Source organism: Nostoc flagelliforme FACHB-838 (assembly GCF_014698065.1).
Classification (GTDB): domain Bacteria; phylum Cyanobacteriota; class Cyanobacteriia; order Cyanobacteriales; family Nostocaceae; genus Nostoc; species Nostoc flagelliforme_B.
This window is the reverse complement of sequence record NZ_JACJSI010000019.1, coordinates 32,706-58,391: the sequence shown is the minus strand read 5'-3', so window position 1 is coordinate 58,391 and position 25,686 is coordinate 32,706. Positions and strand designations below refer to the sequence as shown.

The window sequence follows — 25,686 nt, the reverse complement described above, 5'->3', positions numbered from 1 at the left end:
TTACGAATTATGAATATGAGTTCTCAAAATTTGGAATTAACAATTGGTTGGTTGTACCCGACGCTGATGAGTACCTATGGCGATCGCGGTAATGTAATTACTATAGAACGTCGCGCCGAGTGGCGGGGATACGATGTTAAAGTGTTACCCCTGGATCAAAATTCCACAGCCGCAGATATTAAAACTGTAGATGTAATCGTTGGTGGTGGCGCACAAGATCGTCAGCAAGAAATTGTCATGCGTGATTTGCAGGGTGCAAAAGCTGACGCGATGCGTGAGAAAATCGAAAATGGAACACCAGGAGTTTTTACTTGCGGTTCCCCCCAATTACTCGGACATTATTATGAACCAGGTTTGGGACAACGGATTGATGGTTTGGGAATACTCGATTTAGTTTCCGTGCATCCTGGTGAAAATACTAAGCGGTGTATTGGTAACTTGGTAATTGAAGTGACAGCATCACGCCTGGCGCGAGATTTAAAAGAGATGACGGGTAGCATACCATATTTGGTAGGCTTTGAAAATCACGGCGGACGTACCAAACTAGGAAAAGTGGAAGCTTTGGGGCGCGTGGTGTACGGTTTGGGAAATAATGGTGAAGATGGTACAGAAGGAGCATTTTATCAGAATGCGATCGCTACTTATTCTCACGGCCCTTTATTGCCGAAAAATCCTTTTGTCGCCGATTGGTTAATTCAAACAGCGCTGCGGCTAAAGTATCAGCAGGAAATTACCTTAAAACCATTTGACGATAGCCTCGCTGCACAAGCAAGAGAAGCGATGTTTAAGCGATTGAAAGTGAGTTTACCAAGCGCTGCGGCTGCGAAAGTTTAAATTTTCGTGTTTTTCTCGTTCCCTGACTTTCACAGGGAACGCAATTCCCCGGTTTAAAATATTCGTCCCTCTTTAAGCATTTTGCGGATTGAGGTTTTATCTAAAGCTACTTCTTGCCGCAGTTGTTGCGTTGTGGCAATTGCTTCTTGAATTGATTTTTTTGTCGTCCGCTTTCTCCAAGCGTTATATTGCAGTACATTTTGGAGTTGCGATCGCAATGGTATTTTTGGGCTTAGGCATCTCAAAGAAAAAGAGGGAGCGGTAAACTTAGTTTGCGTCTCCCTACATTCAAAACAACCAAAAAGTCCCAAATTAAAGCCTTTTGATTTTTGACTTCCGCCTTACCGCACTAGTTTCCCAAAGAAGGCAAGAAACTGACAATTCCAGGGAAAATAATAATTAACACCACCACTAATAGCTGCAACAAAATAAATGGTATTACACCACGATAGATATCCTTTGTAGTAACTTCTGGTGGCGCGACACCCCGCAAGTAAAACAGCGCAAAGCCAAAGGGAGGAGTGAGGAAAGATGTTTGCAAATTTGCTCCCAAAACTACACCATACCAAATCAAGTCAATACCTAAGTTTTGGGCAACTGGTACAAACAACGGCACGACAATAAAGGCAATCTCGAAAAAGTCGATGAAAAAGCCGAGGATAAATACTACCGCCATGCTGACAATCAAAAAGCCAGTTTTACCGCCGGGGAGATTGGCAAGAACATCGAACATGAAGCGATCGCCATTTAATCCCCGAAAGACTAAACTAAAAGCTGTGGAACCAAATAGGATAAAAACTACCATACTAGTGATTCGCAAAGTAGCATCACAAACTTGACGCAGAGATTCTAAGGTAAGTTTACGATTAGCAGCCGCCAGTGCGATCGCACCACCACAACCAACTGCACCCGCTTCTGTCGGCGTAGCAATGCCAAAAAATATACTCCCCAAAACTAACAAAATCAGGATCAAAGGCGGTATCATCACCCGAATTATCCGCCTTCCCAAAGCTTTACCACCAATATCTCTCACCTCAGCAGGTAAAGCTGGTGCTAAATCTGGCTTCAAAAATGCCACAATCAGCACGTGTACGGCAAATGCACCAGCCATCATCAAACCGGGAATCACCGAACCGAGAAACAAATCGCCTACCGATACACCCAATTGATCGCCCAGCACTACCAACACCACACTCGGCGGGATAATTTGCCCCAAAGTTCCTGATGCAACTATCACACCAGTAGCTAATTCTTTGTTGTAACCATAGCGGAGCATAATTGGCAGAGAAATCAAACCCATTGCCACCACAGTCGCCGCTACTACCCCAGTAGTTGCTGCTAACAGCGCACCCACCAAAATCACAGCTAAAGCCAGTCCGCCGCGCAAGCGTCCCAACAAAATCCCCATCGTTTCTAAGAGTCTCTCCGCTATCCCCGATTTCTCCAGCATTGCTCCCATGAAGATGAAGTAAGGGATAGCTAATAAGGTATAGTTTGCCATGATGCCAAAAATCCGCTGTGGCATGGCAGTTAGAAACACTGGGTCAAATACACCTAAGCTAATTCCCAATATTCCAAATAAAATTGCCACACCACCCAAAGAAAAAGCCACCGGATACCCCAGCGACAGCAACACCAAAGCACCAGCAAACATCACTGGCCCCAGCCATTCATAAGCCAGCGTCATGATTTTCCTCCCTGCTTTGAAGAATTGCCAAGTTTTTGATCGCCTGAGAAATTCCCTGGAAAATCAGCAGCACAAAGCCAACAATAATCATTGCTTTAATGGGGTAACGAGGCAATCCCCCAGGATCAGATGAGGCTTCCTTAATTAGCCATGAAGCCACAACCGCATCCCAAGAAAAAACAATCGTCATGATACAAAATGGGATGAGGAAAAATATAGTCCCTACTAAGTCTGCAAGTGCCTTTCGCCGAGACGGCCAATTACTGTAAAAAATATCAACCCGGACGTGTTCGTTGTGCTTCAGGGTGTAAGCTGCTCCCAACAAGAAAACTAAATCAAAAATGTACCATTGAGATTCTATGTAGGCGTTAGAAGTGAAGTTGTTACCGCTAATTCTTCCGAGATATCGCCCGATAACATTCCACACGCCAAGCACGATCATTACTAGTACTAGCCAACTAGTAAATCGACCAATGCGTTCAATGCAATTATCAATAATATTTGATATTCTTAATAATTTTTCCAATAGTTATTTTACCTCTCGAATTGTTGTAAAAGACTTCTTTATAGTTTTAAGGGTTTGTATAGCGGTTCCCATTCAGATGCGGTACAAGATTATATTGCAAGGTATAGGGGCACGCAGTGCCGTGCCCTTACGGGTGTAACTCACGTAAACTTACCCATCAATTTCAAATTGACAGACCATCGGTGATCTGTCCCATTAAATATAATGGGTGAACTCATTCTTAACTTTTCTTCCTTTGCGCTTTTTGCGCCCTTCTCCCTTGGCGCTAGCCTCTCCCTTTGGGAGAAGGGGAGACGCTAACACGAATGCGGTTCGTTCTTTTATCCCTCAAGATTAATGGGACAGACCACTAGCCTTAATTCCGAAAAATCGTCTATGTGGTTTCACTAATGCCAATCTACCAACTCATCTGCTAGAGATTCTAAAGGTTTAGTGTTATATAAGCAATGCTTGCTAGAGTCTGGAGTGCATCAATTGTGGGCATCGATGCCGTCAAAGTCGGCGTAGAAGTCGACGTGTCAGGAGGATTACCGGGAATTGTTGTCTTGGGACTGCCAGATTCGGCGATTCAAGAATCAAGAGAAAGAGTCAAAGCAACTTTGAAAAATACTGGCTTTGCCTTTCCGATGCGTAAAATAGTTATTAATTTAACTCCGGCAGATTTACGCAAAGAAGGCCCCTGTTTCGATTTGCCTATTAGTGTGGGAATTTTGGCGGCTTCTGAGCAAGTTAGCGCTGATTTGTTAGGGGATTATCTATTTTTGGGCGAAGTCTCTTTAGATGGCAGTTTGCGTCCCGTGGCTGGTGTCTTACCGATCGCAGCAGCAGCCCAAAAGATGGGAATTGCAGGTTTAGTTCTCCCTGCTGATAATGCCCAAGAAGCGGCAGTGGTTGAAGATTTGTCTGTTTACGGCTGCAAGCATTTGTCTGAGGTGGTGGATTTTTTAAATAATCCGGGGCGTTACAAACCTGTGCAGATAGATAGTACAACACAGACAACAACAGCATCCTACCCTGGCACAGATTTGCATGATGTGAAAGGACAAGCTCATGCGCGTCGTGCTTTAGAAATTGCTGCGGCTGGTGGGCATAATCTCATTTTTGTCGGGCCGCCTGGTAGTGGGAAAACCATGCTAGCAAGGCGCTTACCGGGAATTTTACCGCCATTGAGCTTTGCCGAATCTTTGGAAGTGACTCGCATTCATTCGGTAGCTGGTTTATTGAGAAATCGCGGTTCATTAGTACGCGATCGCCCTTTTCGCAGTCCCCACCACTCGGCATCTGGGCCTTCTCTAGTTGGTGGTGGAAGCTTCCCTCGTCCTGGAGAAATCTCATTATCTCATAGGGGCGTGCTGTTTCTTGATGAACTCACTGAGTTCAAACGTGATGTGTTGGAATTTCTGCGTCAACCTCTAGAAGATGGCTACGTCACAATTTCCCGCACCAAATTATCGGTAATGTTTCCCGCGCAGTTTACTTTGGTGGCGAGTACTAATCCCTGTCCTTGCGGTTACTATGGCGATACTATCCAACAATGTACTTGTTCTCCCCGCCAACGCGAGCAATATTGGGCAAAACTTTCTGGGCCGTTGATGGATCGAATTGATTTACAAGTTGCAGTGAATCGCTTGAAACCAGAAGAAATTACCCAACAACCGACGGGAGAAACATCAATATCAGTACGCGAACGAGTGCAACAAGCAAGCGATCGCGCAATCACCCGTTTCCAAGGAGAAGTAAATCTGCGTTGCAATGCCCACATGCAAAGTCGCCATCTCCAGAAATGGTGCAAGTTAGATGATGCTAGTCGCAATTTATTAGAAGCAGCAATTAGAAAATTAGGTTTATCAGCAAGAGCAAGCGATCGCATTCTCAAAGTAGCACGGACTATTGCAGATTTAGCAGGAGAAGATGAGCTAAAAACCAATCATGTAGCGAAGCAATTCAGTATCGCACAATCGATAGGATGCAGTAGTAATAGCTATTTTTAAGGTAATCTCAAACACCCTCTAAGACCTAGAAGAAATTAACTGACCAATACGCTTGAGAATTTGCAAAATTGCGTACAGTTCTCTCGCGGATGCAAACGGAGCAAAGACTTTTGACAAATCGTACTGTGGTGTATTTGTTTGCATCACTTTGACAAATAAAATATCGTCTCCATTCGTTACTATCCCAAACACAGGTTTACTGGGGTTGGAGTTAGCTATCATATAAGCTAGGGCTTGCGGTACAGCTGACCAAACTGAAAGTGTGGTTTTTTTCGACTCCATGTCACTATAAAATTCTAAATTCCTCCCCAAGAACGCTTCACAAACACCCTTGGGAGGATGCTGCAACTTAGGAAATCAGTATCCAATATATCAGGGACTAAGCAACACCTCGTAGAAGGAAGCTGATTGGATGAATATACAGGCGATTTGGAAGTTATTACAAGAGACGTTCAAAGAATGGAGTGAGGATAAAGCCTCACGGTTAGCGGCGGCGTTAGCTTATTACACAATTTTTTCTATTGCACCATTGCTAATTATTGTAATTGCGATCGCCGGGGCAGTATTTGGCGAAGAAGCAGCAAGGGGTCAAATTGTCGGACAAATTCAAGGTTTAGTTGGCCCAGATGGGGCAGAATTTATTCAAACAGCGATTCAGAATGCTAACAAACCACAAACAGGAGCGATCGCTTCTATCATTAGTATCGTAGTTCTCCTAGTAGGTGCTACTGGTTTATTTACCGAGTTGCAAGATTCCCTGAATACGATTTGGGAAGTGAAACCGAAACCCGGACGAGGCGTTACTAACATTATTCGCCTACGGGTTTTGTCCTTTGCAATGGTGATTGGTATTGGCTTTTTACTTTTAGTTTCTCTGGTAATTAGTACGGCATTAGCAGCATTATTAACATACTTTAGCAACTTAGTGCCAGGTGTAGATTTTCTCTGGCAGATTATCAACTTCATCCTCTCTTTTGCCATCACTACATTCCTGTTCGGACTTATTTTTAAAGTTCTACCAGATGTCGAAATTGGTTGGAGCGATGTTTTAATTGGAGCTATGCTCACCTCCTTTTTGTTCTCTATCGGTAGATTTTTCTTAGGACAATACTTAGGTAATGGCAGTTTTGGTTCAGCCTATGGTGCAGCAGGTTCACTGGTGGTAATCTTAGCTTGGGTTAACTATGCCGCGCAGATTCTTTTCTTCGGTGCAGAGTTTACCCAAGTTTATGCCAGAAGGTACGGCAGCGGCATAACGCCAAGTAAACATGCCATACCTCTATCTGATAAGACACAATCTAATGGCAAAGCTCCAACAAAACAAACATCGACTAATAAAAAGCCCTCTTCTAATTTTATTAATCGCTTGTTCCGGTCTTTCAAGAAGCCCAAGCGCTTAAAACAGAGAAGAAAAAATCAGCGATTTTAATCTCTGAATACTGGGATTATATATTTGTAACTCTGATAGAGATTGAAGTATTTGACCTCTAATAAAAGTCAGTTTTATGAAATAAGACTACAGATAAATAACCTGATACTGGATTTTTCCAGAAGTCTATTGAAAAAGGAAGAAAATCAGCGCTAATGGAAAAATGGTTTTTTATCGATTGGCAGGCAATTTTTGTTCCTAGCATCAGCGTCTTTGAGTTGATGATCCGTGGTTCGCTGGTTTATTTAGCGCTGTTTTCAGTGTTACGTCTGCTTCCTAGCCGACAACTAGGAACACTAGGAATTACTGATTTACTCGTAGTTGTGCTATTTGCTGAAGCTGCCCAAAATGCTATGGCAACTAATTACACATCGATTACTGAAGGCGCTATCCTGGTAGGGACAGTGATTTTTTGGAGTTATTTGCTGAACTGGTTGGGCTACAAACTTCCCCAGTTTCAACGTTTTTTGAATCCACCACCGTTGCTACTGGTAAAAAATGGTCGGATGATTCAGCGTAATCTGCAACGAGAGTTAATTACAGATGATGAATTAATGAGCAAGTTACGTCAGCAAGGTGTGGAATTTTTGGCTGATGTGAAGTTGGCATATATGGAAGCTGACGGTAGGATTAGTATCATCACATCGGATTCAAAAACTACTCCCGTCCCTGAGCAAAAAATAGCGTTAAAAAGTGATCTACATTAATTAAACTGTAAAATATGACGGTTGTATTCTGTGCCGAACTGTGATTGAGCGCTATACTTTGCCCGAAATGGCTAATCTGTGGAGTGAAGCCCATAAACTAAAAACTTGGCTGCAAGTGGAAATTGCTGTTTGTGAGGCTCAAGCTGAACTTGGTTACATTCCATCTGAGGCGGTTGAAGAAATTAAGGCCAAGGCAGATTTTGACCCAAAGCGGGTGCTGGAAATTGAGGCTGTAGTCCGCCACGATGTCATTGCTTTCTTGACAAATGTTAATGAATATGTTGGTGATGCCGGACGCTACATTCACCTGGGTTTAACTAGTTCGGATGTTTTGGATACAGCTTTAGCACTGCAATTAGTTGCCAGCCTGGATATATTATTGCAACGTCTGGAAGATTTGATTCAGGCAATTCGCCAAAAAGCACGGGAACATCGTCATACAGTGATGGCCGGCCGATCGCATGGTATTCACGCTGAACCGATCACTTTTGGTTTTAAGCTAGCTGGCTGGTTAGCAGAAGTGTTGCGACATCAAGAACGGCTGACAATACTCCGGCAAACGATCGCTGTGGGTAAGATTTCTGGTGCAGTGGGAACTTATGCCAATATTGAACCGCGTGTAGAAGCGATCGCTTGCCAAAAACTCGGACTCAAACCCGATACGGCCTCAACCCAAGTTATTTCCCGCGATCGCCACGCCGACTACGTGCAACAATTAGCTTTGGTAGCCGCAACCATCGATCGCTTTGCTGTAGAAATTCGCAATCTGCAAAAAACAGACGTTTTGGAAGTTGAAGAATTCTTCGCCAAAGGTCAAAAAGGCTCCTCAGCAATGCCACACAAGCGCAATCCCATCCGTTCAGAACGCCTGACAGGAATGGCACGACTCGTCAGAAGTCATGCTGGTGCAGCTTTAGAAAACGTTGCTTTATGGCATGAGCGGGACATTTCCCACAGTTCTGTAGAACGGGTAATTTTGCCAGATGCTTGCACCTTAACGCATTTTATGTTGTCAGAAATAACCGACTTGGTGAAAAACCTGTTGGTCTATCCTGAGAACATGAAACGGAATCTCAACTGCTACGGCGGCGTTGTGTTCAGCCAAAAAGTGTTACTGGCTTTGATAGACAAGGGAAGCAGCCGAGAAGAGGCTTATGCGATCGTTCAAGAAAGCGCTCACGCCGCTTGGAATCAGCCAGAAGGCAACTTCCAAGACTTGATTAGCAAAGATCCGCGTGTTACCCAAAAGTTATCTCCAGCTGAACTTGAGATTTGTTTCGACCCCCAGCAACATCTGCGGCATTTAGAAGAAGTTTACCAACGATTGGGAATTTAAGATTAATTTGCTTGTAGTGAGCGCTTGAGCGCTTACTACGAACCTGTTACTTGTTACCCAAAAAATACGCAGATATTATCAAAAAAAAATATATTTAAAGATACCAAAAATAATTAATATTGCATTGCTGAACAGTTTCTTTTTGATGCTGGAATTATTGCAAGCACTGGGTAGTATATACAAACAAATACTTACTTGTTTATTAGTGTTACGAGTGCTTTGATGATTGAAATCCTAGCCACACTTTCAGCATCGGCAGCAGCAGGAATGAGAATAGGTACACCTCTGCTGATTATTGGACTATTGCAGGGCAGTAACTTGTGGTCACAAGTTCCAATTCTATCTCACATTTATCCACCAATATTATTAGGTTGCCTCAGCTGTTGGTCTTTAGTTGAATTATTAGCCTCAAAAAAGCTGTGGGGGCAAAGATTGCTACAACTAGTTCAGTTATTCATGTCTCCCCTAGCAGGCGCAATTATGGGGTTAGCAGTAGCGACAGCAACAGCAACACCGAACTGGCTGGTTGCCATGATTGGAGGTTTATTAGCTTTGGTACTCCAGTTAGTCCAAGTTGGTTGGTTCTATCGCTTACGTGGCTTACCATTGTGGGCAGTATTTCTTCAAGACACCTTGTGCGTTGCTTTAGTACTTTTTGCCTTTGATGCTCCCTGGCAAGGAGGATTAATTGCTTTAATACTGCTTTGGTTTGCACTTCGTAGCGCGAAGCAGTGGTATGACTGGTATCACTTAGGGAATAGAGATAGGACAAAAAAGTACTGAATACTGAGTGCTGTTAGCAATAGCAGAAAGTTTCGCCCGTGGTGAGTTAACTAAATGAATGAATTATTAGAATCGTATTACGCAAATTCCTGGTCAATGTGGGGGTCGTCCTTGCATTCGAGGTATGAGAATTAGAGTTAGTGACATTTTAGAAATGTTATTTTATTTAGGGACTTGCAAAAAATGGCGTTGCAGAACAGTGGGATGAATTGAGGCAAGCAGGGGAGGCAGGGGAGGCAGAGGAAGCAGGGGGAGAATTTTAGAAGTTGCCAAATCATCCCGCAAATATGCAACGCCCAAAAAATAAATTATCCCAAATTATTTCTAGATTTGTAGGGGCGCAAGGACTTACGCCCTTACAATTGGATATTTTTTAACTGGAAGTCCCTTAATCCACGTTCCTTAAGAGTGAAGAGTTTTGTTTATCTCCTTCTCCCTTCATCTCCCTCTGCCCTTTTGCCTCTTCCTCAATGTTCTTTACTGCAAAATTCCAATCATGTGCAAGAAGCCGTGACCGGTAATCAACTCTATGATTAAGGCAATAAAACCTAGCATAGCAATCCGACCATTCCATACTTCAGCACTAGTTGTCAAACCCCACTCCCAACGTTCTTGAGGGTACATTTTTACCATTTTCTTTATTTGGGCAGCTTGCGAAAGCTTGAAACTGGGGTTTTTCAGCGCATCAATCACTAATTCTGCTAGTGCATTAATAAATACTGGATTGGTATTAGGAGCAGGTACGCGGCGGAAGTTGTGAATTCCTGATTCTTCAGCTACTTCCCGATACTCAATATCAATTTCTTGTAGTGTCTCAATATGCTCTGAGACAAAACTGATAGGTACGACAACCAAATCTTTCACGCCTTGTGCGCCTAGTTCTTTGAGGGCATCTTCAGTATAGGGTTGGAGCCATTCTACTGGGCCGACACGACTTTGGTAAGCTAAAGTGTGGGGATTGGGTCGATTGAGGGTCTGCATAATCAACGCAGTACATTCCTCAATTTCTTGTTGGTAAGGGTCGCCTGCTTCTTCAACGTAGCTTTTAGGAACGCCGTGAGCGCTGAAGAATATATGAACCTCATCCGGGTTAGGAAACTGCTCAAGCTCTTGGGCTATGAGTTGCGCCATTGCTTGGAGATAGCCTGGTTGTTTGTACCAAGAAGGAATGACAGTGTAATCAATCGGTTGAAGTTTTGGATCTTCTTGCCAGAGCTTGTCTAATAGCCGGAAGCTGGAACCACTGGTACTGATAGAGAACTGGGGATATAGCGGTAATATTACTAGGTGTTCTACATTATCTTGGGTAACTTGTGCGATCGCTTCTTCTGTATAGGGATGCCAATAACGCATTCCCACGTAAATTTTAACTTCTTGCCCCAAATGACTCAACTGTTTTTTTAAGGCTTCTCCTTGCGCTTCTGTAATCTGCCGCAATGGAGAACCACCACCGATTTGCTTATAATTTTCTTGAGACGTTCTGGTTCGCCGCGTGGCAATTAACCAGGCTAAGGGCTTTTGCAACCAACGAAATGGTAGGCGAATAATTTCCGGATCGGAAAATAGGTTGTATAAAAACGGCCCGACATCCTCTAGCTTATCGGGGCCACCGAGATTGAGTAATAAGACGCCTACACGACCCATAGCAGTTACTTTCCCCCAATCTTTTCAGGTTTTTTACTAATGTTAACCATATATCTTTATTAAATATAAAGCTTAATAGCAAGGAAATATGCAATGGCAACAATTTTAAGGGATTGGAGTTACCGCTATCAGTGGCTATATGATGGTATTTCGCGTTTAGCAGCCTTAAGTGTAGGTGGTGAAGCGCGTTTTCGACAACTTGCTTTGCAAGGCTTAACAATTCACTCAGATACTCAAGTTTTAGATTTATGTTGTGGCAGTGGTCAAACAACGGAGTTTTTAGTAAAGTTTTCACAAAATGTAACGGGATTAGATGCTTCACCCAAGTCTTTGCAACGGGCGCGGCATAATGTACCCGAAGCTTCATACATAGAAGCTTTTGCTGAGAAGATGCCATTTACAGATAATTTGTTTGATGTAGTGCATACCAGCGTTGCATTACACGAGATGGAACCTGAACAATTACGAAAAATTATTAATGAAGTTCATCGCGTGTTGAAGCCAGCAGGGGTATTTACGTTCGTGGATTTTCACGCTCCGACAAATCCGCTATTTTGGCCTGGTGTATCAGTGTTTTTATTGTTGTTTGAGACGGAAACAGCTTGGCAATTATTAAAAACTGATTTGCCTGAATTATTAACTGAGACTGGCTTTGAAGTGAGTAAGCCAACTTTATATGCAGGTGGTAGTTTGCAAGTGATACAAGCGAAGAAATGAAAGTTCAGGAGGCTTTCTGCCTCCTGTTTCTTATCGTTTTGCTAATTCTGGAGTCCGCCCCTTCAAGCCAATCATCAATTTCAGCATAAATACCTTTAATATAGGTACTCGTTGCAAAAGCCACAAACCCAGGCGACGAACCACTACTACAGGAAAGAAATTATTAGAAAACATCCGATCTAACAAATCGGTGAAACCTAAAATCGTCAGATTCTCTAGTTTGCGCCAGCGTTCATAACCTTTGAGAATCTGAATATGGCCAATATCTTTACCCGCTTTGTGCGCTGCTTGAATTACTTGTGCCAAAGCTGCTGCATCCCGAATCCCCAAATTTAAACCTTGTCCGCCGACGGGATGGCAATTGTGCGCCGCATCACCAATTAATGCTAGTCGGGGAAGAACGTAGCGATCGCTTTGCATGAGTTGTACTTGAAAAACAAAGCGATCGCCTAGTAATTCCAATTTTCCCATCTGATCGCCATAGCGACGGCTTAATTCTGCCAAAAATTGCTCATCATTTAAAGCACACAAAGCTTTTGCTTCTTCGTGAGGGGCTGTCCAGACAATGCGGCAACGGTTCCCCGGTAAAGGTAAAATCGCAAATGGCCCACTAGACCAAAATCTTTCGTAAGCAGTGTCGTTGTGGGGCTTTTCTGGTTTGACAAATGCCACGATGCAAGATTGCCAATATTTCCAGCCCGAAGTTTTGATTCCAGCAGCTTGGCGAATTGGCGATCGCGATCCATCTGCTGCTACAACTAATTTGCTGCGAACCGTCTTTAGCTGATCAGCAACTTTTATATCTATCGTGACTATATTCTGCTGGTATTGCGTATTTACCACTTCCGCCGGACACAGATAAGTCACATTTGGGCAATCTTGGATAAAGTCTTGCAACGGCTGCAACAGGGCTTGGTGTTCCGCCACATAACCCAATTCTGGCGTATTTATATCATCTGTGGTAAATTCCACCACATTCGGATAATCGGCATCAGAAAGACGAACTCGGCAATACTTGGCGATTTGAGGCAACATTTTGTCCCAAACGCCAATTCCTTCATAAATTAGCGACGAAAGCTGATGAACTGCATAAGCTTGTCCCTTGGCTACTGCCGCTGATGCCACTTTTGCCTCGATCAGCAAGACACTCAAACCAGAATTTTTTAAAGCAGAGGCTAGAGTTAACCCAATAATCCCACCGCCGACAATTACCAAATCATATTCATATCCCCGCTCATTTGGCGGTGTTGGTTGAGGGGAAATTTGCTCAAGCTGCGTTATGGTCATTGTTAAGTTAGATTACAGCGTTAACTCTTATTTTGACGCGATCGCGCCTTCTTGAGCAAGTTAACAATTCAAAATTCTATCTATAAGCTAGGTATAAAGCCTGTTTTACTTCTGACTCCTGAATTATTTGCTGACTCGATAAATTGGTTTAACCTGACGATAAGTATTAAGTAAGCTGAGAAATTTATTCCCATCAAAATTTATCGGGTCAACTTTTTTACCAGAACGGTCTACTAAATGGTGCGTAGTGATGCGATCGTCCGGGACTTGACTTTGAGCAATTAACCAAGCAAGAGAATTATATTGAGCTTCCGTATAGCCGCTATGGGTTTGCTGGCTGCTACCGTCATAACCATCTGGCGGTGTTTCCAAAGAAACGTGATAAGCAAAATTATTCACAGACGCGGGTAAATTCGGATTAGTCTGCACAGTTTCTACTCCCTGTGGAGTCTCAAACACTGAGTTAGCTGCACCAAAAGCCCGCTTGTCTGGCGGTACTAGATAAACTACCGTTCCGTCTAACTTAACTAAAGCGTGGTAGCTTGCTTGTACATTTTCATCATCATGGGCTACTTGAAAGAAATTGATGGCGCTGGAAGCAGAATAACCAGTTTCATGGAGGACGATAATCGGTTGATTGGTGAGAGGAAGGCCGTTAACATCTTGGGCGTACCTTTCTCCATAGTTAGTTGGGTTAACTGCAACAACTTGATAATTAGGTCTATACTGTGCAAAAGCTTGAGTGGTTACGTACCTTGCTACAGACTTGTTAGCTACAGGACTGTTAGTCTTAACCGGCGACTTGATAACATTTTGAGATTTCTTCTCTGGCTCTTTCGCTGATTGGAATTGCGCCTGGGGATATTGACTCCAGGCTGTAACCTGTGGATTGGATATACGGGATGTTGTCAGATTATTTTGTAATTTTGTCGCTCGTCCAATTAGCAGCACTACAATTAAAGCCATGAACATCAGCGAGATTAGTAGCACCCTAGTCGCCCAGTCTTTAAATCTCATTTTTCTAATACGCGTAAAACAGTAATGTCCTTCGTAGGGGCGCATAGATGTGCTACCCTACCGCCGATGGTATTCAAACGAAAATCGCTATAGTACCTTAATTTTAGTTAAATATACGTTACTAGTATATGTTGGAATCCTAAGTAATTGTTTTAAATACTTACTCTGTCTAGAGAGCTATTTAAATGTTCTCAAAACCATTGCTGCTGGTTCAGGTAATAGTTAGTGAATTGTGTCTCTACAATACAATTCAAGATTGCAATCTTAAATTTAATATAGTTAGCGTTTATACCCTGCTGCATGGGTTCGCACAACCACAAGTAATGTCCCTCTGAGTCAAAATTTTCTTTAATCTTCCCCAGCGCTACTGGGAAGCTTTTTCTTCTAAAATAGGTTTTCAGAAATGCGGTAGAAAAGGTCAAAATGCTCCATGAGGGGCGGCTGTCTGCATCTGGCTCGTCGATGTGGGTGACGACGAGTAAAATCAGAGATTCTAGGGCTAGGCTTTGTATGTCATTTACTTGCAAACTGCTGTAAGTTACCTGATGTTATTAGAAGTGACAAAATTGGCATAACTTAATTCGTTAACACGATTCCAATTAAAAATTTGCTGGCGAAAGGCTTTCCACTGTTCGTAAACTTGCTTAAAAGCAGCATCTTTACTGGCATTTTCTTCAAATAAGTCAAAGGAGATTTTCTGGGCAGCTTGCAGAATTTCCTGGCTGTAAGGAACTAGCTTTGTACCACCAGCCAGTAACCGCGTTAGCGCTTGCCCATTCAAGGAATCGTATTGACTCAGCATATTCAAATTGGCTTCAAAACTCGCTGTTTTCAAAACCTGTTGATATTCTTTGGGTAGGCGATTCCACGCGGTTAGGTTAACTAACACATCCAAGGTCGGCCCTGGTTCCCACCAGCCAGGATAATAGTAGAATTGCGCGGCTTTATTTAAACCGAGTTTTTCGTCATCGTAAGGGCCTACCCACTCAGCAGCATCAATTGCTCCCCTATCCAATGCTAAATAAACTTCGCCTCCAGGCAATACTTGCACATTCACCCCTAAACGGGACATGACTTCGCCACCCAATCCGGGAATTCGCATTTTCAAACCTTTAAGGTCAGAAATAGACTTGATTTCTTTTTTGAACCATCCCCCCATCTGTGCGCCGGTGCTACCTGCGGGAAAACTAATTACATTAAAGTTGGTATAAATTTTGTGTATGGCTTCTAATCCACCACCGTTATAAAGCCAAGCATTCTGCTGTTGGGCATTTAAACCGAAGGGTACGGAGGTGGCGAAGGCTAATGCTGAACTTTTGCCGATGTAATAGTAGCTGGATGTGTGACCGCATTCAACTGTCCCAGCTTGCACAGCATCGAGTACTTGCAATCCTGGTACTAACTCTCCAGCAGCAAAGGGCGTAATCTGGAAGCGTCCATTGGTCATTTCTTCAACTCGCCGGGAAACTGTTTGAGCGCCGATAAAAGTACCTAAAGATTTGGGCCAGCTAGTTGCCATCCGCCAACGGATATTTGGCAGTCCTGCTTGTACACTAGGGGATTTACCAGTTTGAGTACAGGAAACTAGAGTAGCAGCAGTTGCAGTAGCGATCGCAGCTGTGTTAAAAATCTCTCGGCGTTTCATAATTGTTCGTGATTTAAATTGCAGAAAATTTAGCCTGATAGAGAATATTTATCAGGTTTTTGGCAATTTTTTAGTTTTGGGTACTAAATTAAACGCAGTAGGGGCGCATACTTATGCGCCCCTACTGTACGATCAAGTTTTAAATGCTGAAACTTTAGCCTGTTATTACCGCCAATGTTGGGGTATTTTCAGATTTTCCGGTAGGATTGTGGTGCGATCGCCAATTGCTTGCTCAATCTGCTGTGATTCTACATTTTCTGAGCCGCTTAAGTTTGCTCCACACAGGTTAGCTTCTTGGAGGTTAGCTTCTTGCAGGTTAGCTGTACTAAGTAATGCATTTTCTAGATTAGCGACAGTAAGTTTTGCCCTTTGCAAGTTAGTGCCAATCAGGTTTGCATCTTGGAGATTGCTACCCTCGAAGTTGGCTTCTTCCAAGTTAGCATCACAAAGAACTGCCCCTTCTAAGTTGGCATCACAAAGAACTGCCCCTTCCAAGTTAGCATCACAAAGAACTACCCCTTCTAAGTTGGCATCATAAAGGATTGCCTTAGAGAGGTTCGCTTTTCTGAGGACTACGCCTTGGAGATTGGCTTCTGCGAGGATTGCTTTCGAGAGGTTGGCTTGATAAAGGATTGACCCACAAAGATAGGTTACTGATAAGTCTGCCTCAGAAAGATTTGCTCGTGTAAAATTGACCCATTGCAAGTTAGCTCCTCCAAGGATTGCTCTAGAGAGGTTAGCTTCCGTTAAGTCTGCATTACTCAGGTCTGTATTGCGTAAATCAAGTTTTTGATTGACCGGATCTTTGTATGAATCGCGTCGTCCAATTACAGTTAAAGCTGTTTGAATATCTGTAGGAAGTTTTGATGATTCCCGTGGTTCGCCCTCATATTCCTGATTCACTGAGGCATTTTCGCGGATAAAAGCAGCGAGAATTTCCATAATTGTCCAATGGTCTTTTGAAGAATCTTTAGCAATTCTTTCTAAAGCATAAATTGCGGCAAATCGCGTCTCAATCTTTTCACTCCCCAGTTGTTCAATTGCTTTAGAAAAGCGTTCGGAAACAATTTCTTGTGGAGTTAGTTGTGGGTGATTGATTCCATTTTCGATATTCTTATCCCAAGCTAATGTTCCAGCCAGGAGTTGTGTTAACAGGCTCTGACTCTCATCCAGAGAGACTTTGGAAGTATAGTAAGCATTAATAATTAATGCCAATCCCCCAATGATTATGGCAATAGTTGTTAATGCTTGGGTGATATATTCGATTTTATCTTGAGTAGAAAAACCTTGAATGGTTGCAATAAAGGATAAAATTAGAGTAAATGATACAATAAAGAGAACTGAGATAAATATCAACAAACTCGTGAGTCCATTGGTCTTTATGAAAGACATATTATAAGTCTTCATATCCAACTCCTTACGGAAATAAATTTAGGTTTATCCTAAGAGTATCCGTGAAGTTATGATAGAGTACAAACACGGATAAAATTGATCAGTACTTAAATCTAATACATAAAAATCTATATAAGTAATCTAAATCATTGGTAAGAACTAAAATCCTCGACTTTATAAAGAAGTCAGGGATCTGATTATTCATGAATGATTAAATATTAGATATCTGGTGGAATTAAATATACGTTATACTATTTAACTCAATAGCCGATATAAATATATAATATCAAGTCCGGGTAATTCCCCCAGTGATTATACCCTACCCCTTAATCCCCTTCTCTTAGCGGAATCGTGTATACACAAGTCGGATGTAAAGTAGGTGAAGAGGATTTTTGAGCGGTATTTGCAGACCCAAGCTTGATAAAAAGGGGGCAGCATTTGGTTAGCATCGGCATCCAGTAGTCAGCGATGCTTTGAAAGGGGTGGAGCAAAAATAGTAACTCATATTGGCGATCGCTTTTAGCCCTGACGGCAAAACTCTCTTCAGTAGTGGCTATGAAAAGATAGTTAAACAGTGGGATGTTAAAACAGGCATCTGTTCTGAATACTTGGTCAGCTATCGCCCAACGTTAACAAGCAATAGTTTTTCCTTTATCCCTTTTGTTCAATGACTGTCAACTTTCGCTAAATTGGAAAAAGGTAAACTTAAGGAAATTTTAAATGTCAGCACAATTGTTACTGGTGGATGATGAACCAGGGATACGGGAAGCCGTGAAAGACTATCTGCAAGAGAGCGGTTTCAGCGTTCAAGTCGCCAGTAACGCCCTTGAAGGTTGGGAATGGATGCAGCTGAATACACCTGATTTAGTGATTTCCGATGTGATGATGCCTCAAGTGGATGGCTATCAGTTCCTGAAGCAACTACGAGAAGACCCCCGCTTCCAAGCACTCCCGGTAGTATTTTTAACTGCTAAAGGTATGACAGGCGATCGCATCCAAGGTTATCACGCTGGTGTTGATGCCTATTTACCCAAACCTTTTGATCCAGATGAGTTAGTCGCCATAGTCGAAAATTTACTCGCCCGCCGCGCCGCGAAGGCCACAAGTACTGGAGATGACGCTGAAACCCCTGATCTTGCCGAACTAGCCAATCAGATTGCCCAAATTAAGGCATTGTTAACTCAAAGAAATGCCATTTCCCAATCGCCAGCCCCTTTTAAAATTGATTTGACACCGAGAGAACAAAGTGTTTTAAATTTGGTCGCAGAAGGGTTGATGAACAAAGAAATCGCCCGTCGCTTAGAAACCAGCGTCCGCAATGTAGAAAAATACGTCAGTCGTTTATTTAGTAAAACCGGCACCAATAGCCGTACAGAATTAGTTCGTTTTGCTCTAGAACACGGTCTTGCTAAATAGGTATTGGGAATTGAGAAGCGGCAGAGGGGTAAGGGGAAGAATAGACCTCTTGCAAAAGTGTTTTTTGCAAGAGGGGGGAAAAGGGTAAAGGTTAAATGGGAAGGAGACAATACAGAACCTTTTCCCCCGCCCCTTATCCCTAGAGGGGGCCCCACCTTCCCCCTTCACCTTTTCCCGACTTATGCAAGAAGTCTAATATATTACTCTTTCCCCTCTGCTCCCTGCTCCCATGACCCTGGGTAATTGGTAACAGGTAACTGGCTGCTAAACCATGAGCTATTACCAGTAATACATAAAACATAAGTATTTCAGCAAATCAGGCACTTAGCTAAAGCAAAAGCTAAAAGGAATGTTATTTATTTTTACTTTGGTCTTTTAGATTTTCATTTGATTCGCGCCTGCTGTCCAATTCCCCATCTGTAAAGACACAGGGTTTTGTTCTTCCGGCAATGTTCTGATAAAAACTCGGTAAAATGCACCCGGCTGAATTTGCTCACAGATTCTACCAGTACCCTTTGCTACAAAGTTTTTAATAGCGGAAACTGTTCCTGGGACTTTGTGCTGCTTAAGACATTTACAAAGTAGAAATCACAATATTTTATGAATTCTACTTGCTGCTTAGTTTTATGCCAACGGGGGTATGGGATCAACATTTGATTTGATGCCCAAGTCACGTTTTTCACTACTTAAATTACACCTTTAAGTCTGGGAATTTTCGGCAACATTACGCAAGCGCATTAGCTGACGTCGCATTTGAGGTGAGGCTTTAAACTCAGATATTTCCTGCGCTTTAACGGACGCTTGTAGCGTCTCTAGAAAGTCATCAGAACCTTCGGTTAAAGCATCAAGTAGCACCTGTAAGAGCTGCTCGCGATCGCTCAATAGACTCTTTTCCTCAATCAACCGGAATTTGAGATGGATTTCGCACTCATAAACACCTACTTCGAGATTATTTATCTGGCGTGGTAATGCTTTGGAGTTCATAACTATTGAGATTCCTTTACTTGGTTGTCATGAGGGTAAGGAGGTAGATGTCCAGCAAAAATTCTTTATATCTCTTTTGAATCCAAAGTGCTTGAATTAAGAATTTTTCTTCATCAATCACCTTTGTATTCCATTTCACTCTCCTGTGTTCTATTTACAAGCTAAACTTTCCCTGTCTAAATTCTGATGTTTCTGTGCCAGATGTAGCTTATGGTAAGCCATAACTATTATTCAGTTTTTAAGATTCTACACAATAAAGTTTCTGTAAGAAGTTGCCCAACCTTTTTAAAGGTTTTTACATCAACTTTATGTTAACGTCAACAACAGTTTGACTTGTTACTCTAATTTTGGTGTTTATACGTAAGTAAAAACGCTTATTTTTTTTGAATTTATTATAGCCAGAGGTCGATGTAGCCTGATTCAGTAAAATTACTATATGTACGTTTTCTTCAATATAAAAATCAGGAGAAATTGATAAACATAATTATTAATGTAAAAACATTTTGTTCTCCCCAAAAAAAAAGTACATAGATCAAATTATTCCTACAGAATGCTTTGCCCTACTGGGTTTTGAGCTTTGTGGGTGCAAAAATTTTGGCAGTAAACAAGATTATTACACCAAAAAAAATACTTAACCCAAAAGTTTTTACAGAAAAAATATTTTGACTACTGTCAGTACTAGCAGCTAATTGTATCTTCAACTGATAACAGAGGTAGCAAGAAAATCAGTACAGGTGATATTTTTACTTATGCCCATTCAATATACCCTTTTGAAACTGTGTTCAAAGCTTGTAAATTGAGAGCATCCAAGCTTAGATATAGCGTTTACAATAATTTCAGTGTAATCCACCCAAATCTTACACCCTTTTATGGATAACCCGATGCTGCTCAAGTCCACAACCCGGCATGTCCGCATTTTTGCAGGTGAAATTGACCGGGATGGCGAACTGATTCCTAGTCAACAAGTCCTAACGTTAGATATTGACCCAGATAACGAATTTAATTGGAATGAAGATGCGCTGCAAAAAGTTTATCGAAAATTTGATGAACTTGTAGAAGCATCTAGTGGCGCAGACCTCACAGACTATAACCTGCGCCGTGTGGGATCAGACTTAGAGCATTATCTGCGATCGCTCCTGCAAGCCGGCGAAATCAGCTACAATCTTTCTGCCCGTGTTACCAACTACAGCATGGGAGTCCCCCAAGTTGCAATTGACGACAAGCAATAAGCGAATGAGGTAACGGGCTGACGGAACCCTTCTGACTTCTGATGTCGTCTGGAAAAGCCCACAAAAATCCTAACCCCTTAACCCCCTTCCCGACACGGGAAGGGGGAAAATTAAAACTCTCTCCTTTTCGGCTACGGTGTACATACATCTTTGTCTAAAAACAAAATCGTTAACGATTCCTCTAAATTCCCCTTGAAAAAAGCGACTTTGAAGGGCAAGCCACTTATTTGGGGACTTCCAGTTAAAAAAAATAATCAATCGCTGTGTAGGTAGGGGAGCAAGGGGCAGGGAGCAGGGGAAAAGAAAAATATCATTTGAAGAAATTGGGTAATTTATTCTCTGGAAGTCCCTTGTCAGCTACTTCTGCCAAAATTATATTTGCTATTCTTAATTCTTAATTAAAGTTAATTGTTGCTATCCTACTTATAAACTAAATAAATACCAAGATGATCTGCCTCTTAATGATGGGGTAATTTAGCAAAAACAAATAGCGCAGTTATGGTTGGGTTATGCTTTGGTAACAGGGTTGAAGTTAGTTGCTTTGGCGATGAAGAGTCACAGGGCAATAAAAGCTATGATGAGGCTGTAGGGTTGACTTGGGGGCGTATTCTTTGGATAAGTAAGTATTAGCACCTGCTTATATCCGCCAGCTAAAATCATCATCTAAACTCTGGGTATGTCAAGTTTAAGAAAGATGAGCGGTCTAGATTGTCCCTACTAATGCTATTAAAGAAATTGCCAATCGCTGATCGGTGCGAAAACTATGGAAAATGACGCGGCAACGCTCTACTGTCCAAACGAAAATTGTCAGGCTGCTAACCCCCTGACTCATAAGTTTTGCCAGCGATGTTCCACGCCCCTACCCAAAAATTACCTCTGGGCTGTGGTAGATAGCCCAAGTGTGGGTAGCCCTGGAGAAATATTAGCCGATCGCTATCTAGTCGTTGATAAATTTGTTCTTTTAGATACGAAGCCCGGTTTATTAGCCCTAACCCTTGAGTTAGATAATTTACAGCCTCTAAGAGCTTACCTGAGACTCATTCCCTACCGCTTACACGTACCGCAGGTATATGGAGTGCTTTTTCTAACTGACGGGCCCTCCCATCGAGAAATATTACTCTTAGAAAAACCGCCAATATTAATAGATGACACAAGCCAACAAGTGCGTTTGTGCAGCGAGTTAACCACTGCTTGGCGTGATGCAACATCAATGCGCCAACTCAATTGGTTATGGCAAATCGCTCATCTGTGGCAACCTCTTACAAGTGAAGGTGTCGCCTCCAGCTTACTTGACTCTTATGTATTACGGGTAGAAGGCTCATTAGTACGTTTGTTGGATTTGCGTTTCGACGATGAAACATCCCCAGAATTGCCCCAATTAGGTGAATTTTGGCAGCAGTTAGTACATGAAGCCAAACCAGCTATAACTGAATTTGTTGATCGGGTTAGCCGTTCCTTGATTCAGGGAGAAATTCACTCAACCGAGCAATTAATCGCAGTTTTAGACCAGGGACTGGCTGGGTTAGGGCGATCGCAAACGCCTACGATCCAAATTGTCACCAGAACCGACACCGGGCCAAGTCGCCAACGTAACGAAGATGCCTGTAGTCCACCCAGTGGTACTTTGGTAAGCAAACCGCCCCAGCCAACAGCCTTGGCAATTGTCTGTGATGGCATCGGTGGCCACGAGGGCGGTAATGTCGCCTCAAATTTAGCCATTGAAACGATCCAACAGCAGGTACAGCAACTAACAAAAGTTCCTTACGACCACATAGACCCTTCACTACTGCTTAGTGACTTAGAAAAAGCAGTGGCAATTGCCAATGACAAAATTAGTCAGCGCAATGACGGTGAAAATCGCCAAGGGCGGCAGCGTATGGGCACGACTTTAGTCATGGCATTGCCTGTTGCTCATGAAATGTACATTACCCACGTTGGCGATAGTCGTGCTTACTGGATTACACGCCACGGCTGTTATCAAGTTACCCTTGATGATGATGTCGCCTCCCGCGAAGTGCGGCTAGGTTATGCCATTTACCGCGAGGCTGTACAACAAAGTGCTGCTGGCTCTCTCGTCCAGGCTTTGGGCATGGGGCCCAGCAATTCATTGCATCCGACATCGGGGCGATTTATGCTAGATGAAGATGCAGTTTTTCTGCTCACCTCCGATGGTTTGAGTGATTTTGATCGGGTGGAGGAGTACTGGGAAACAGAAATTTTACCGATTCTGGGTGGAGAAGCAAATATAGCAACTGTTGCTGATAAATTAATCGAAATCGCTAATACTAAAAATGGACACGATAATGTCACCGTCGCTTTAGTTCACTATCAAGTCCAATACTGGGAACCAGAAATCACGATCAAAGCAGTGATTCCCGAGAGTTATTCTGCCAAAACTGTTAATTTAGCATCCAAAGCGACAGATGCGACACTTTTAGGTAGCCCAAACCATAAAACTCAAGTGATTCCAGACACTGAGCCTGCCAAAGCTCGCCAAGTACCGCTACAGTGGATAGTTCCGTTAATATTTGTGGTAACAGCAGGTTCTTTAGGATTGTACGTAAAGCAACTGCGATCGCAATCATGGCGATTTCCAGTTTTTTCCAATCCGTTACAAACTCAAAATCCTACCATCGGAGCGACACCCGCAGCGCGATCGCTTGCTAACTTGTCTCCTGGTTGGGTAATTAAAACCAACAATGAAATCTCCTTGGGAAACAACCAATCACCACTTCCCCGTGGGACTTTTTTAGAAGTTATTGAGAAAAAATCAAACCCCAAACCTACTTCGGGAGATTTTTTAGTATCTATGCGAGTCTGTGCCAATAAAAGTACACAAACTCCTGCTAATACTAATAAACCAGCCGTAACCGCTTCAGTTCCACCAAATTCTAAACTTTTGCCAGCAACAGAGAAAACAGTATTGCTAAACTTGTCCCAACTCAACCGTTTTGGCGATGTTTTACAATCAGACGCACCAAATCCATGTAGAACTGTCACGCAACCGCCAGTTATTGAACCACCTGATACCAGCCCAACTTAGTCCAATACTCGATAAACTGGTAAAAACCTGGAATAATAACAGGTAACAATCAGAGTAAAAAACTTCCAAGGTCAAAAAAATAGAAAATTTTTACCTTGGAGAATTGTTATCAAAACAGAATTCAGGAGTCAGGAGTCAGAATCCAGAATGAATTATGTACGATTAGTGGATAGCGACGCGGAAAGCGAGTCCGCGAACGTCTGAATAACCGAGTTCAAAACCCCCACTATATCTCTGATTTGGTGCAAAACAATTAATGCCGGGTTTAAATCCCCCACTCATTTATTCTGAATTCTGAATTCTGGCTTCTGAATTCTTCTCTTAAAATTATTTGTTTATTAGCTTTTAGTTTAGTGAATCCATGCCATCCCTGAATTTGGCGATCGCCCGTCTTCTAAACACTGGCACTGACAACTTCGCCATTTGGGTGGTCAAGGCTCCCTATCCCAGTGGCTACGTTTTACGTGACTGTGTATGGCCCGTTGAACTGACCCAAGCTTGGCGAGAATGGCAGCAGATGTTTGCTGGTCATGGTCGCTTAGATATTTCCCCAAACTCAACATCTCAAAAGTCCAACCCATTCCCCGTAGATTGGATTTTACCCTCTTCAGGTCAGACCACTAGCCCTTACAGCAGTCGTCTGATGCAATACTTGGGAATGAATTTATGGCGTTGGGTATTCGACGGACAAATTCTCGGTAGTTTAGAACGCAGTCGCGGGATTGCGATGGGTCAGCATACACGTTTGCGCTTTCGACTAGAAATTCGTGACCCGGATCTCATCGCTTTGCCTTGGGAAATTATGCAGCGTGAGCCTGGTCAATCGGCTATGTCTCTTTCTCAAGATTTACTATTTAGTCGCACCAGCACTGAAGTTGACCCCTTACCCTATTTGCGAACTGACCAAGCTTTAAGTATTCTGCTGGTTTTAGGTCATGATGACAAGCTACAACTAGAACAAGAAGCCGCTATTTTGCAGCAAAGTCTTGCGGATACGCCTGTGGGTGGTAATTCTTCAAGATATGCACCTTGTATAGTGAATAAACTCTTACAACCAACTCCACAAGAGTTGATTCAAGAATTAGAAAGCAGACCATACAATGTTTTCTTTTACGCGGGGCATGGTTTGCCAGACCCAGACGGGGGGTTACTGTTTTTGCGACCAGATATGCCCCTCAATGGCATAGAATTGGCGCAAGTATTGACCCGTACAGGTGTGAAACTAGCGGTTTTTAACGCCTGTTGGGGCGCACAACCAGCTGCAATTAATAATCAAGCGATACCTGCCAGCAGTTTAGCAGAAGTCCTGATTCGTCATGGTGTACCTGCGGTTTTAGGAATGCGCGATGAAATCGCTGACCATGAAAGCCACAGTTTTATTCAAGCCTTTACCGAAGCTTTGCGATCGCACAAGCCAATTGATGAAGCCGTAGCACAGGCTAGACAAGAGTTGTTAACACTGTATAAATTTAATCAACCTGCTTGGACTTTGCCTGTTCTCTACCTGCATCCAGATTTTAATGGCGAACTCATTAAAAATATGGACGAAGGTATTACAGAACTACCAGACACAGCCATTCCTGATGTAGGTTCTCCGGTTTTCACTGCAACTTTACGATCGCTTGCTCCAAAAGGCAAAACCTGGTTATTGCATTATGGAGTTACCCGTATCGGGCGCACGAAAGACAATGATATTATCATCCCCGAACCATCTGTATCCAAACGCCATGCGGAAATATTCTGCCGCAATACTCTTACTGATGCTACATTAGTGCGAACTTATTACTTGCAAGATTTTTCCACCTACGGGACAACCTGGTTTTTAGGCCCTAATGGTTGGCAACAAATCCTCCGAGAGGAAGTCCCATTGAAATCGGGAATGCAGTTAAAGTTTGGAAGTGCTAGAGGTGAAATCTGGGAGTTTGTTATTGAAAACTCATAGCAAAGCTATTGCGTAAATGAATTTTTATGTTAAGTGCCATCAGCCTTTAAAATATGCTTTTTTGGGAGAAAAAATCA

The 25,686-nt window shown here is 42.7% G+C and carries 21 protein-coding genes and 2 pseudogenes; 12 read left to right on the top strand and 11 right to left on the bottom strand.

Annotated features, from left to right (window positions below):
• Window positions 1–15 precede the first annotated feature (15 nt).
• On the top strand, window positions 16–834 hold the full coding sequence (locus H6G97_RS12445) for a type 1 glutamine amidotransferase (RefSeq protein ID WP_190940912.1): 819 nt from the start codon (window positions 16–18) through the stop codon (window positions 832–834).
• A gap of 53 nt (window positions 835–887) precedes the next feature.
• Here the strand turns inward: H6G97_RS12445 and H6G97_RS12440 are convergent, their stop codons facing one another.
• The 3 genes from H6G97_RS12440 to H6G97_RS12430 all read right to left on the bottom strand — a co-directional run bounded on the left by H6G97_RS12440 (window position 888) and on the right by H6G97_RS12430 (window position 3,047).
• Entirely contained in the window at window positions 888–1,052 is a 165-nt protein-coding gene (locus H6G97_RS12440) for a hypothetical protein (RefSeq protein WP_190940911.1), read from the bottom strand.
• Between the two features lie 131 nt (window positions 1,053–1,183).
• The gene (locus H6G97_RS12435) at window positions 1,184–2,521 is read right to left on the bottom strand and encodes a TRAP transporter large permease (RefSeq protein WP_190940910.1); all 1,338 of its coding nucleotides are present in this window, start codon (window positions 2,519–2,521) and stop codon (window positions 1,184–1,186) included.
• Window positions 2,505–3,047: a TRAP transporter small permease subunit gene (locus tag H6G97_RS12430; protein WP_190940909.1), complete on the bottom strand. Its 543-nt coding sequence runs from the start codon at window positions 3,045–3,047 to the stop codon at window positions 2,505–2,507. Before H6G97_RS12430 ends, H6G97_RS12435 begins: the two co-directional genes overlap by 17 nt.
• A gap of 446 nt (window positions 3,048–3,493) precedes the next feature.
• Between H6G97_RS12430 and H6G97_RS12425 the strand changes: the two are divergent.
• Window positions 3,494–5,022 (top strand): annotated as a pseudogene (locus H6G97_RS12425) (YifB family Mg chelatase-like AAA ATPase).
• Between the two features lie 34 nt (window positions 5,023–5,056).
• Here the strand turns inward: H6G97_RS12425 and H6G97_RS12420 are convergent.
• Window positions 5,057–5,320: a hypothetical protein gene (locus H6G97_RS12420; protein ID WP_242054907.1), complete on the bottom strand. Its 264-nt coding sequence runs from the start codon at window positions 5,318–5,320 to the stop codon at window positions 5,057–5,059.
• A 130-nt stretch (window positions 5,321–5,450) separates the two neighbouring features.
• Here H6G97_RS12420 and H6G97_RS12415 point away from each other — a divergent pair, with 130 nt between their 5' ends.
• From H6G97_RS12415 to H6G97_RS51205, 5 genes and pseudogenes are all read left to right on the top strand, one after another.
• A complete protein-coding gene (locus H6G97_RS12415) occupies window positions 5,451–6,467 on the top strand; it encodes a YihY/virulence factor BrkB family protein (RefSeq protein ID WP_190940908.1) in 1,017 nt (338 codons plus the stop codon).
• 155 nt (window positions 6,468–6,622) lie between these two features.
• Window positions 6,623–7,174 (top strand): DUF421 domain-containing protein, encoded by a 552-nt coding sequence (locus H6G97_RS12410; RefSeq protein WP_190940907.1) that lies wholly within the window; start codon window positions 6,623–6,625, stop codon window positions 7,172–7,174.
• Between the two features lie 40 nt (window positions 7,175–7,214).
• On the top strand, window positions 7,215–8,510 hold the full coding sequence (gene purB, locus H6G97_RS12405; protein ID WP_190940906.1) for an adenylosuccinate lyase: 1,296 nt from the start codon (window positions 7,215–7,217) through the stop codon (window positions 8,508–8,510).
• A gap of 222 nt (window positions 8,511–8,732) precedes the next feature.
• Window positions 8,733–9,293 carry a DUF4126 domain-containing protein gene (locus H6G97_RS12400; protein ID WP_190940905.1) on the top strand — a complete coding sequence of 187 codons (561 nt, stop codon included), beginning with the start codon at window positions 8,733–8,735 and terminating at the stop codon, window positions 9,291–9,293.
• A 54-nt stretch (window positions 9,294–9,347) separates the two neighbouring features.
• A pseudogene (locus H6G97_RS51205) lies at window positions 9,348–9,453 on the top strand (DUF433 domain-containing protein); the annotation flags it as partial.
• A 317-nt stretch (window positions 9,454–9,770) separates the two neighbouring features.
• On the opposite strand, the gene hemH reads toward H6G97_RS51205, so the two are convergent.
• Entirely contained in the window at window positions 9,771–10,937 is a 1,167-nt protein-coding gene (gene hemH, locus H6G97_RS12390; protein ID WP_190940904.1) for a ferrochelatase, read from the bottom strand.
• A 93-nt stretch (window positions 10,938–11,030) separates the two neighbouring features.
• Here hemH and H6G97_RS12385 point away from each other — a divergent pair, with 93 nt between their 5' ends.
• A complete protein-coding gene (locus tag H6G97_RS12385) occupies window positions 11,031–11,654 on the top strand; it encodes a class I SAM-dependent methyltransferase (protein WP_190940903.1) in 624 nt (207 codons plus the stop codon).
• 30 nt (window positions 11,655–11,684) lie between these two features.
• On the opposite strand, the gene H6G97_RS12380 is transcribed toward H6G97_RS12385, so the two are convergent.
• The 5 genes from H6G97_RS12380 to H6G97_RS12360 form a co-directional block, all read right to left on the bottom strand.
• Window positions 11,685–12,941 (bottom strand): FAD-dependent hydroxylase, encoded by a 1,257-nt coding sequence (locus H6G97_RS12380; RefSeq protein WP_190940902.1) that lies wholly within the window; start codon window positions 12,939–12,941, stop codon window positions 11,685–11,687.
• Window positions 12,942–13,064: 123 nt separating this feature from the next.
• A complete protein-coding gene (locus H6G97_RS12375; protein WP_190940901.1) occupies window positions 13,065–13,958 on the bottom strand; it encodes an N-acetylmuramoyl-L-alanine amidase in 894 nt (297 codons plus the stop codon).
• Between the two features lie 191 nt (window positions 13,959–14,149).
• Window positions 14,150–14,485 (bottom strand): hypothetical protein, encoded by a 336-nt coding sequence (locus H6G97_RS12370; RefSeq protein ID WP_190940900.1) that lies wholly within the window; start codon window positions 14,483–14,485, stop codon window positions 14,150–14,152.
• Window positions 14,486–14,496: 11 nt separating this feature from the next.
• The gene (locus tag H6G97_RS12365) at window positions 14,497–15,603 is read right to left on the bottom strand and encodes a TRAP transporter substrate-binding protein (protein ID WP_190940899.1); all 1,107 of its coding nucleotides are present in this window, start codon (window positions 15,601–15,603) and stop codon (window positions 14,497–14,499) included.
• Between the two features lie 165 nt (window positions 15,604–15,768).
• A complete protein-coding gene (locus H6G97_RS12360; RefSeq protein WP_190940898.1) occupies window positions 15,769–16,995 on the bottom strand; it encodes a pentapeptide repeat-containing protein in 1,227 nt (408 codons plus the stop codon).
• Between the two features lie 720 nt (window positions 16,996–17,715).
• Here H6G97_RS12360 and H6G97_RS12355 point away from each other — a divergent pair.
• A complete protein-coding gene (locus tag H6G97_RS12355) occupies window positions 17,716–18,411 on the top strand; it encodes a response regulator transcription factor (protein WP_190940897.1) in 696 nt (231 codons plus the stop codon).
• A 699-nt stretch (window positions 18,412–19,110) separates the two neighbouring features.
• On the opposite strand, the gene H6G97_RS12350 is transcribed toward H6G97_RS12355, so the two are convergent.
• The gene (locus tag H6G97_RS12350) at window positions 19,111–19,395 is read right to left on the bottom strand and encodes an Npun_R1517 family heterocyst differentiation transcriptional regulator (protein WP_190940896.1); all 285 of its coding nucleotides are present in this window, start codon (window positions 19,393–19,395) and stop codon (window positions 19,111–19,113) included.
• Between the two features lie 869 nt (window positions 19,396–20,264).
• Between H6G97_RS12350 and ndhM the strand changes: the two genes are divergently transcribed.
• From ndhM to H6G97_RS12335, 3 genes are all read left to right on the top strand, one after another.
• On the top strand, window positions 20,265–20,624 hold the full coding sequence (gene ndhM / locus H6G97_RS12345) for an NAD(P)H-quinone oxidoreductase subunit M (RefSeq protein WP_190940895.1): 360 nt from the start codon (window positions 20,265–20,267) through the stop codon (window positions 20,622–20,624).
• 763 nt (window positions 20,625–21,387) lie between these two features.
• The gene (locus tag H6G97_RS12340; protein WP_190940894.1) at window positions 21,388–23,667 is read left to right on the top strand and encodes a protein phosphatase 2C domain-containing protein; all 2,280 of its coding nucleotides are present in this window, start codon (window positions 21,388–21,390) and stop codon (window positions 23,665–23,667) included.
• A gap of 361 nt (window positions 23,668–24,028) precedes the next feature.
• A complete protein-coding gene (locus H6G97_RS12335) occupies window positions 24,029–25,609 on the top strand; it encodes a CHAT domain-containing protein (protein WP_190940893.1) in 1,581 nt (526 codons plus the stop codon).
• Window positions 25,610–25,686 lie beyond the last annotated feature (77 nt).

Excerpts from the sequence above, each read along its gene's own strand:
- H6G97_RS12415 (WP_190940908.1), top strand. The coding sequence starts at position 5,451 with ATGAATATACAGGCGATTTGGAAGTTATTACAAGAGACGTTCAAAGAA.
- H6G97_RS12435 (WP_190940910.1), bottom strand. The coding sequence starts at position 2,521 with ATGACGCTGGCTTATGAATGGCTGGGGCCAGTGATGTTTGCTGGTGCT.
- H6G97_RS12385 (WP_190940903.1), top strand. The coding sequence starts at position 11,031 with ATGGCAACAATTTTAAGGGATTGGAGTTACCGCTATCAGTGGCTATAT.
- H6G97_RS12365 (WP_190940899.1), bottom strand. The coding sequence starts at position 15,603 with ATGAAACGCCGAGAGATTTTTAACACAGCTGCGATCGCTACTGCAACT.
- H6G97_RS12355 (WP_190940897.1), top strand. The coding sequence starts at position 17,716 with ATGTCAGCACAATTGTTACTGGTGGATGATGAACCAGGGATACGGGAA.
- H6G97_RS12380 (WP_190940902.1), bottom strand. The coding sequence starts at position 12,941 with ATGACCATAACGCAGCTTGAGCAAATTTCCCCTCAACCAACACCGCCA.
- H6G97_RS12420 (WP_242054907.1), bottom strand. The coding sequence starts at position 5,320 with ATGGAGTCGAAAAAAACCACACTTTCAGTTTGGTCAGCTGTACCGCAA.
- H6G97_RS12410 (WP_190940907.1), top strand. The coding sequence starts at position 6,623 with ATGGAAAAATGGTTTTTTATCGATTGGCAGGCAATTTTTGTTCCTAGC.
- H6G97_RS12375 (WP_190940901.1), bottom strand. The coding sequence starts at position 13,958 with ATGAGATTTAAAGACTGGGCGACTAGGGTGCTACTAATCTCGCTGATG.
- H6G97_RS12335 (WP_190940893.1), top strand. The coding sequence starts at position 24,029 with ATGCCATCCCTGAATTTGGCGATCGCCCGTCTTCTAAACACTGGCACT.
- ndhM (WP_190940895.1), top strand. The coding sequence starts at position 20,265 with ATGGATAACCCGATGCTGCTCAAGTCCACAACCCGGCATGTCCGCATT.
- H6G97_RS12350 (WP_190940896.1), bottom strand. The coding sequence starts at position 19,395 with ATGAACTCCAAAGCATTACCACGCCAGATAAATAATCTCGAAGTAGGT.
- hemH (WP_190940904.1), bottom strand. The coding sequence starts at position 10,937 with ATGGGTCGTGTAGGCGTCTTATTACTCAATCTCGGTGGCCCCGATAAG.
- H6G97_RS12445 (WP_190940912.1), top strand. The coding sequence starts at position 16 with ATGAGTTCTCAAAATTTGGAATTAACAATTGGTTGGTTGTACCCGACG.
- H6G97_RS12400 (WP_190940905.1), top strand. The coding sequence starts at position 8,733 with ATGATTGAAATCCTAGCCACACTTTCAGCATCGGCAGCAGCAGGAATG.
- H6G97_RS12340 (WP_190940894.1), top strand. The coding sequence starts at position 21,388 with ATGGAAAATGACGCGGCAACGCTCTACTGTCCAAACGAAAATTGTCAG.
- H6G97_RS12360 (WP_190940898.1), bottom strand. The coding sequence starts at position 16,995 with ATGTCTTTCATAAAGACCAATGGACTCACGAGTTTGTTGATATTTATC.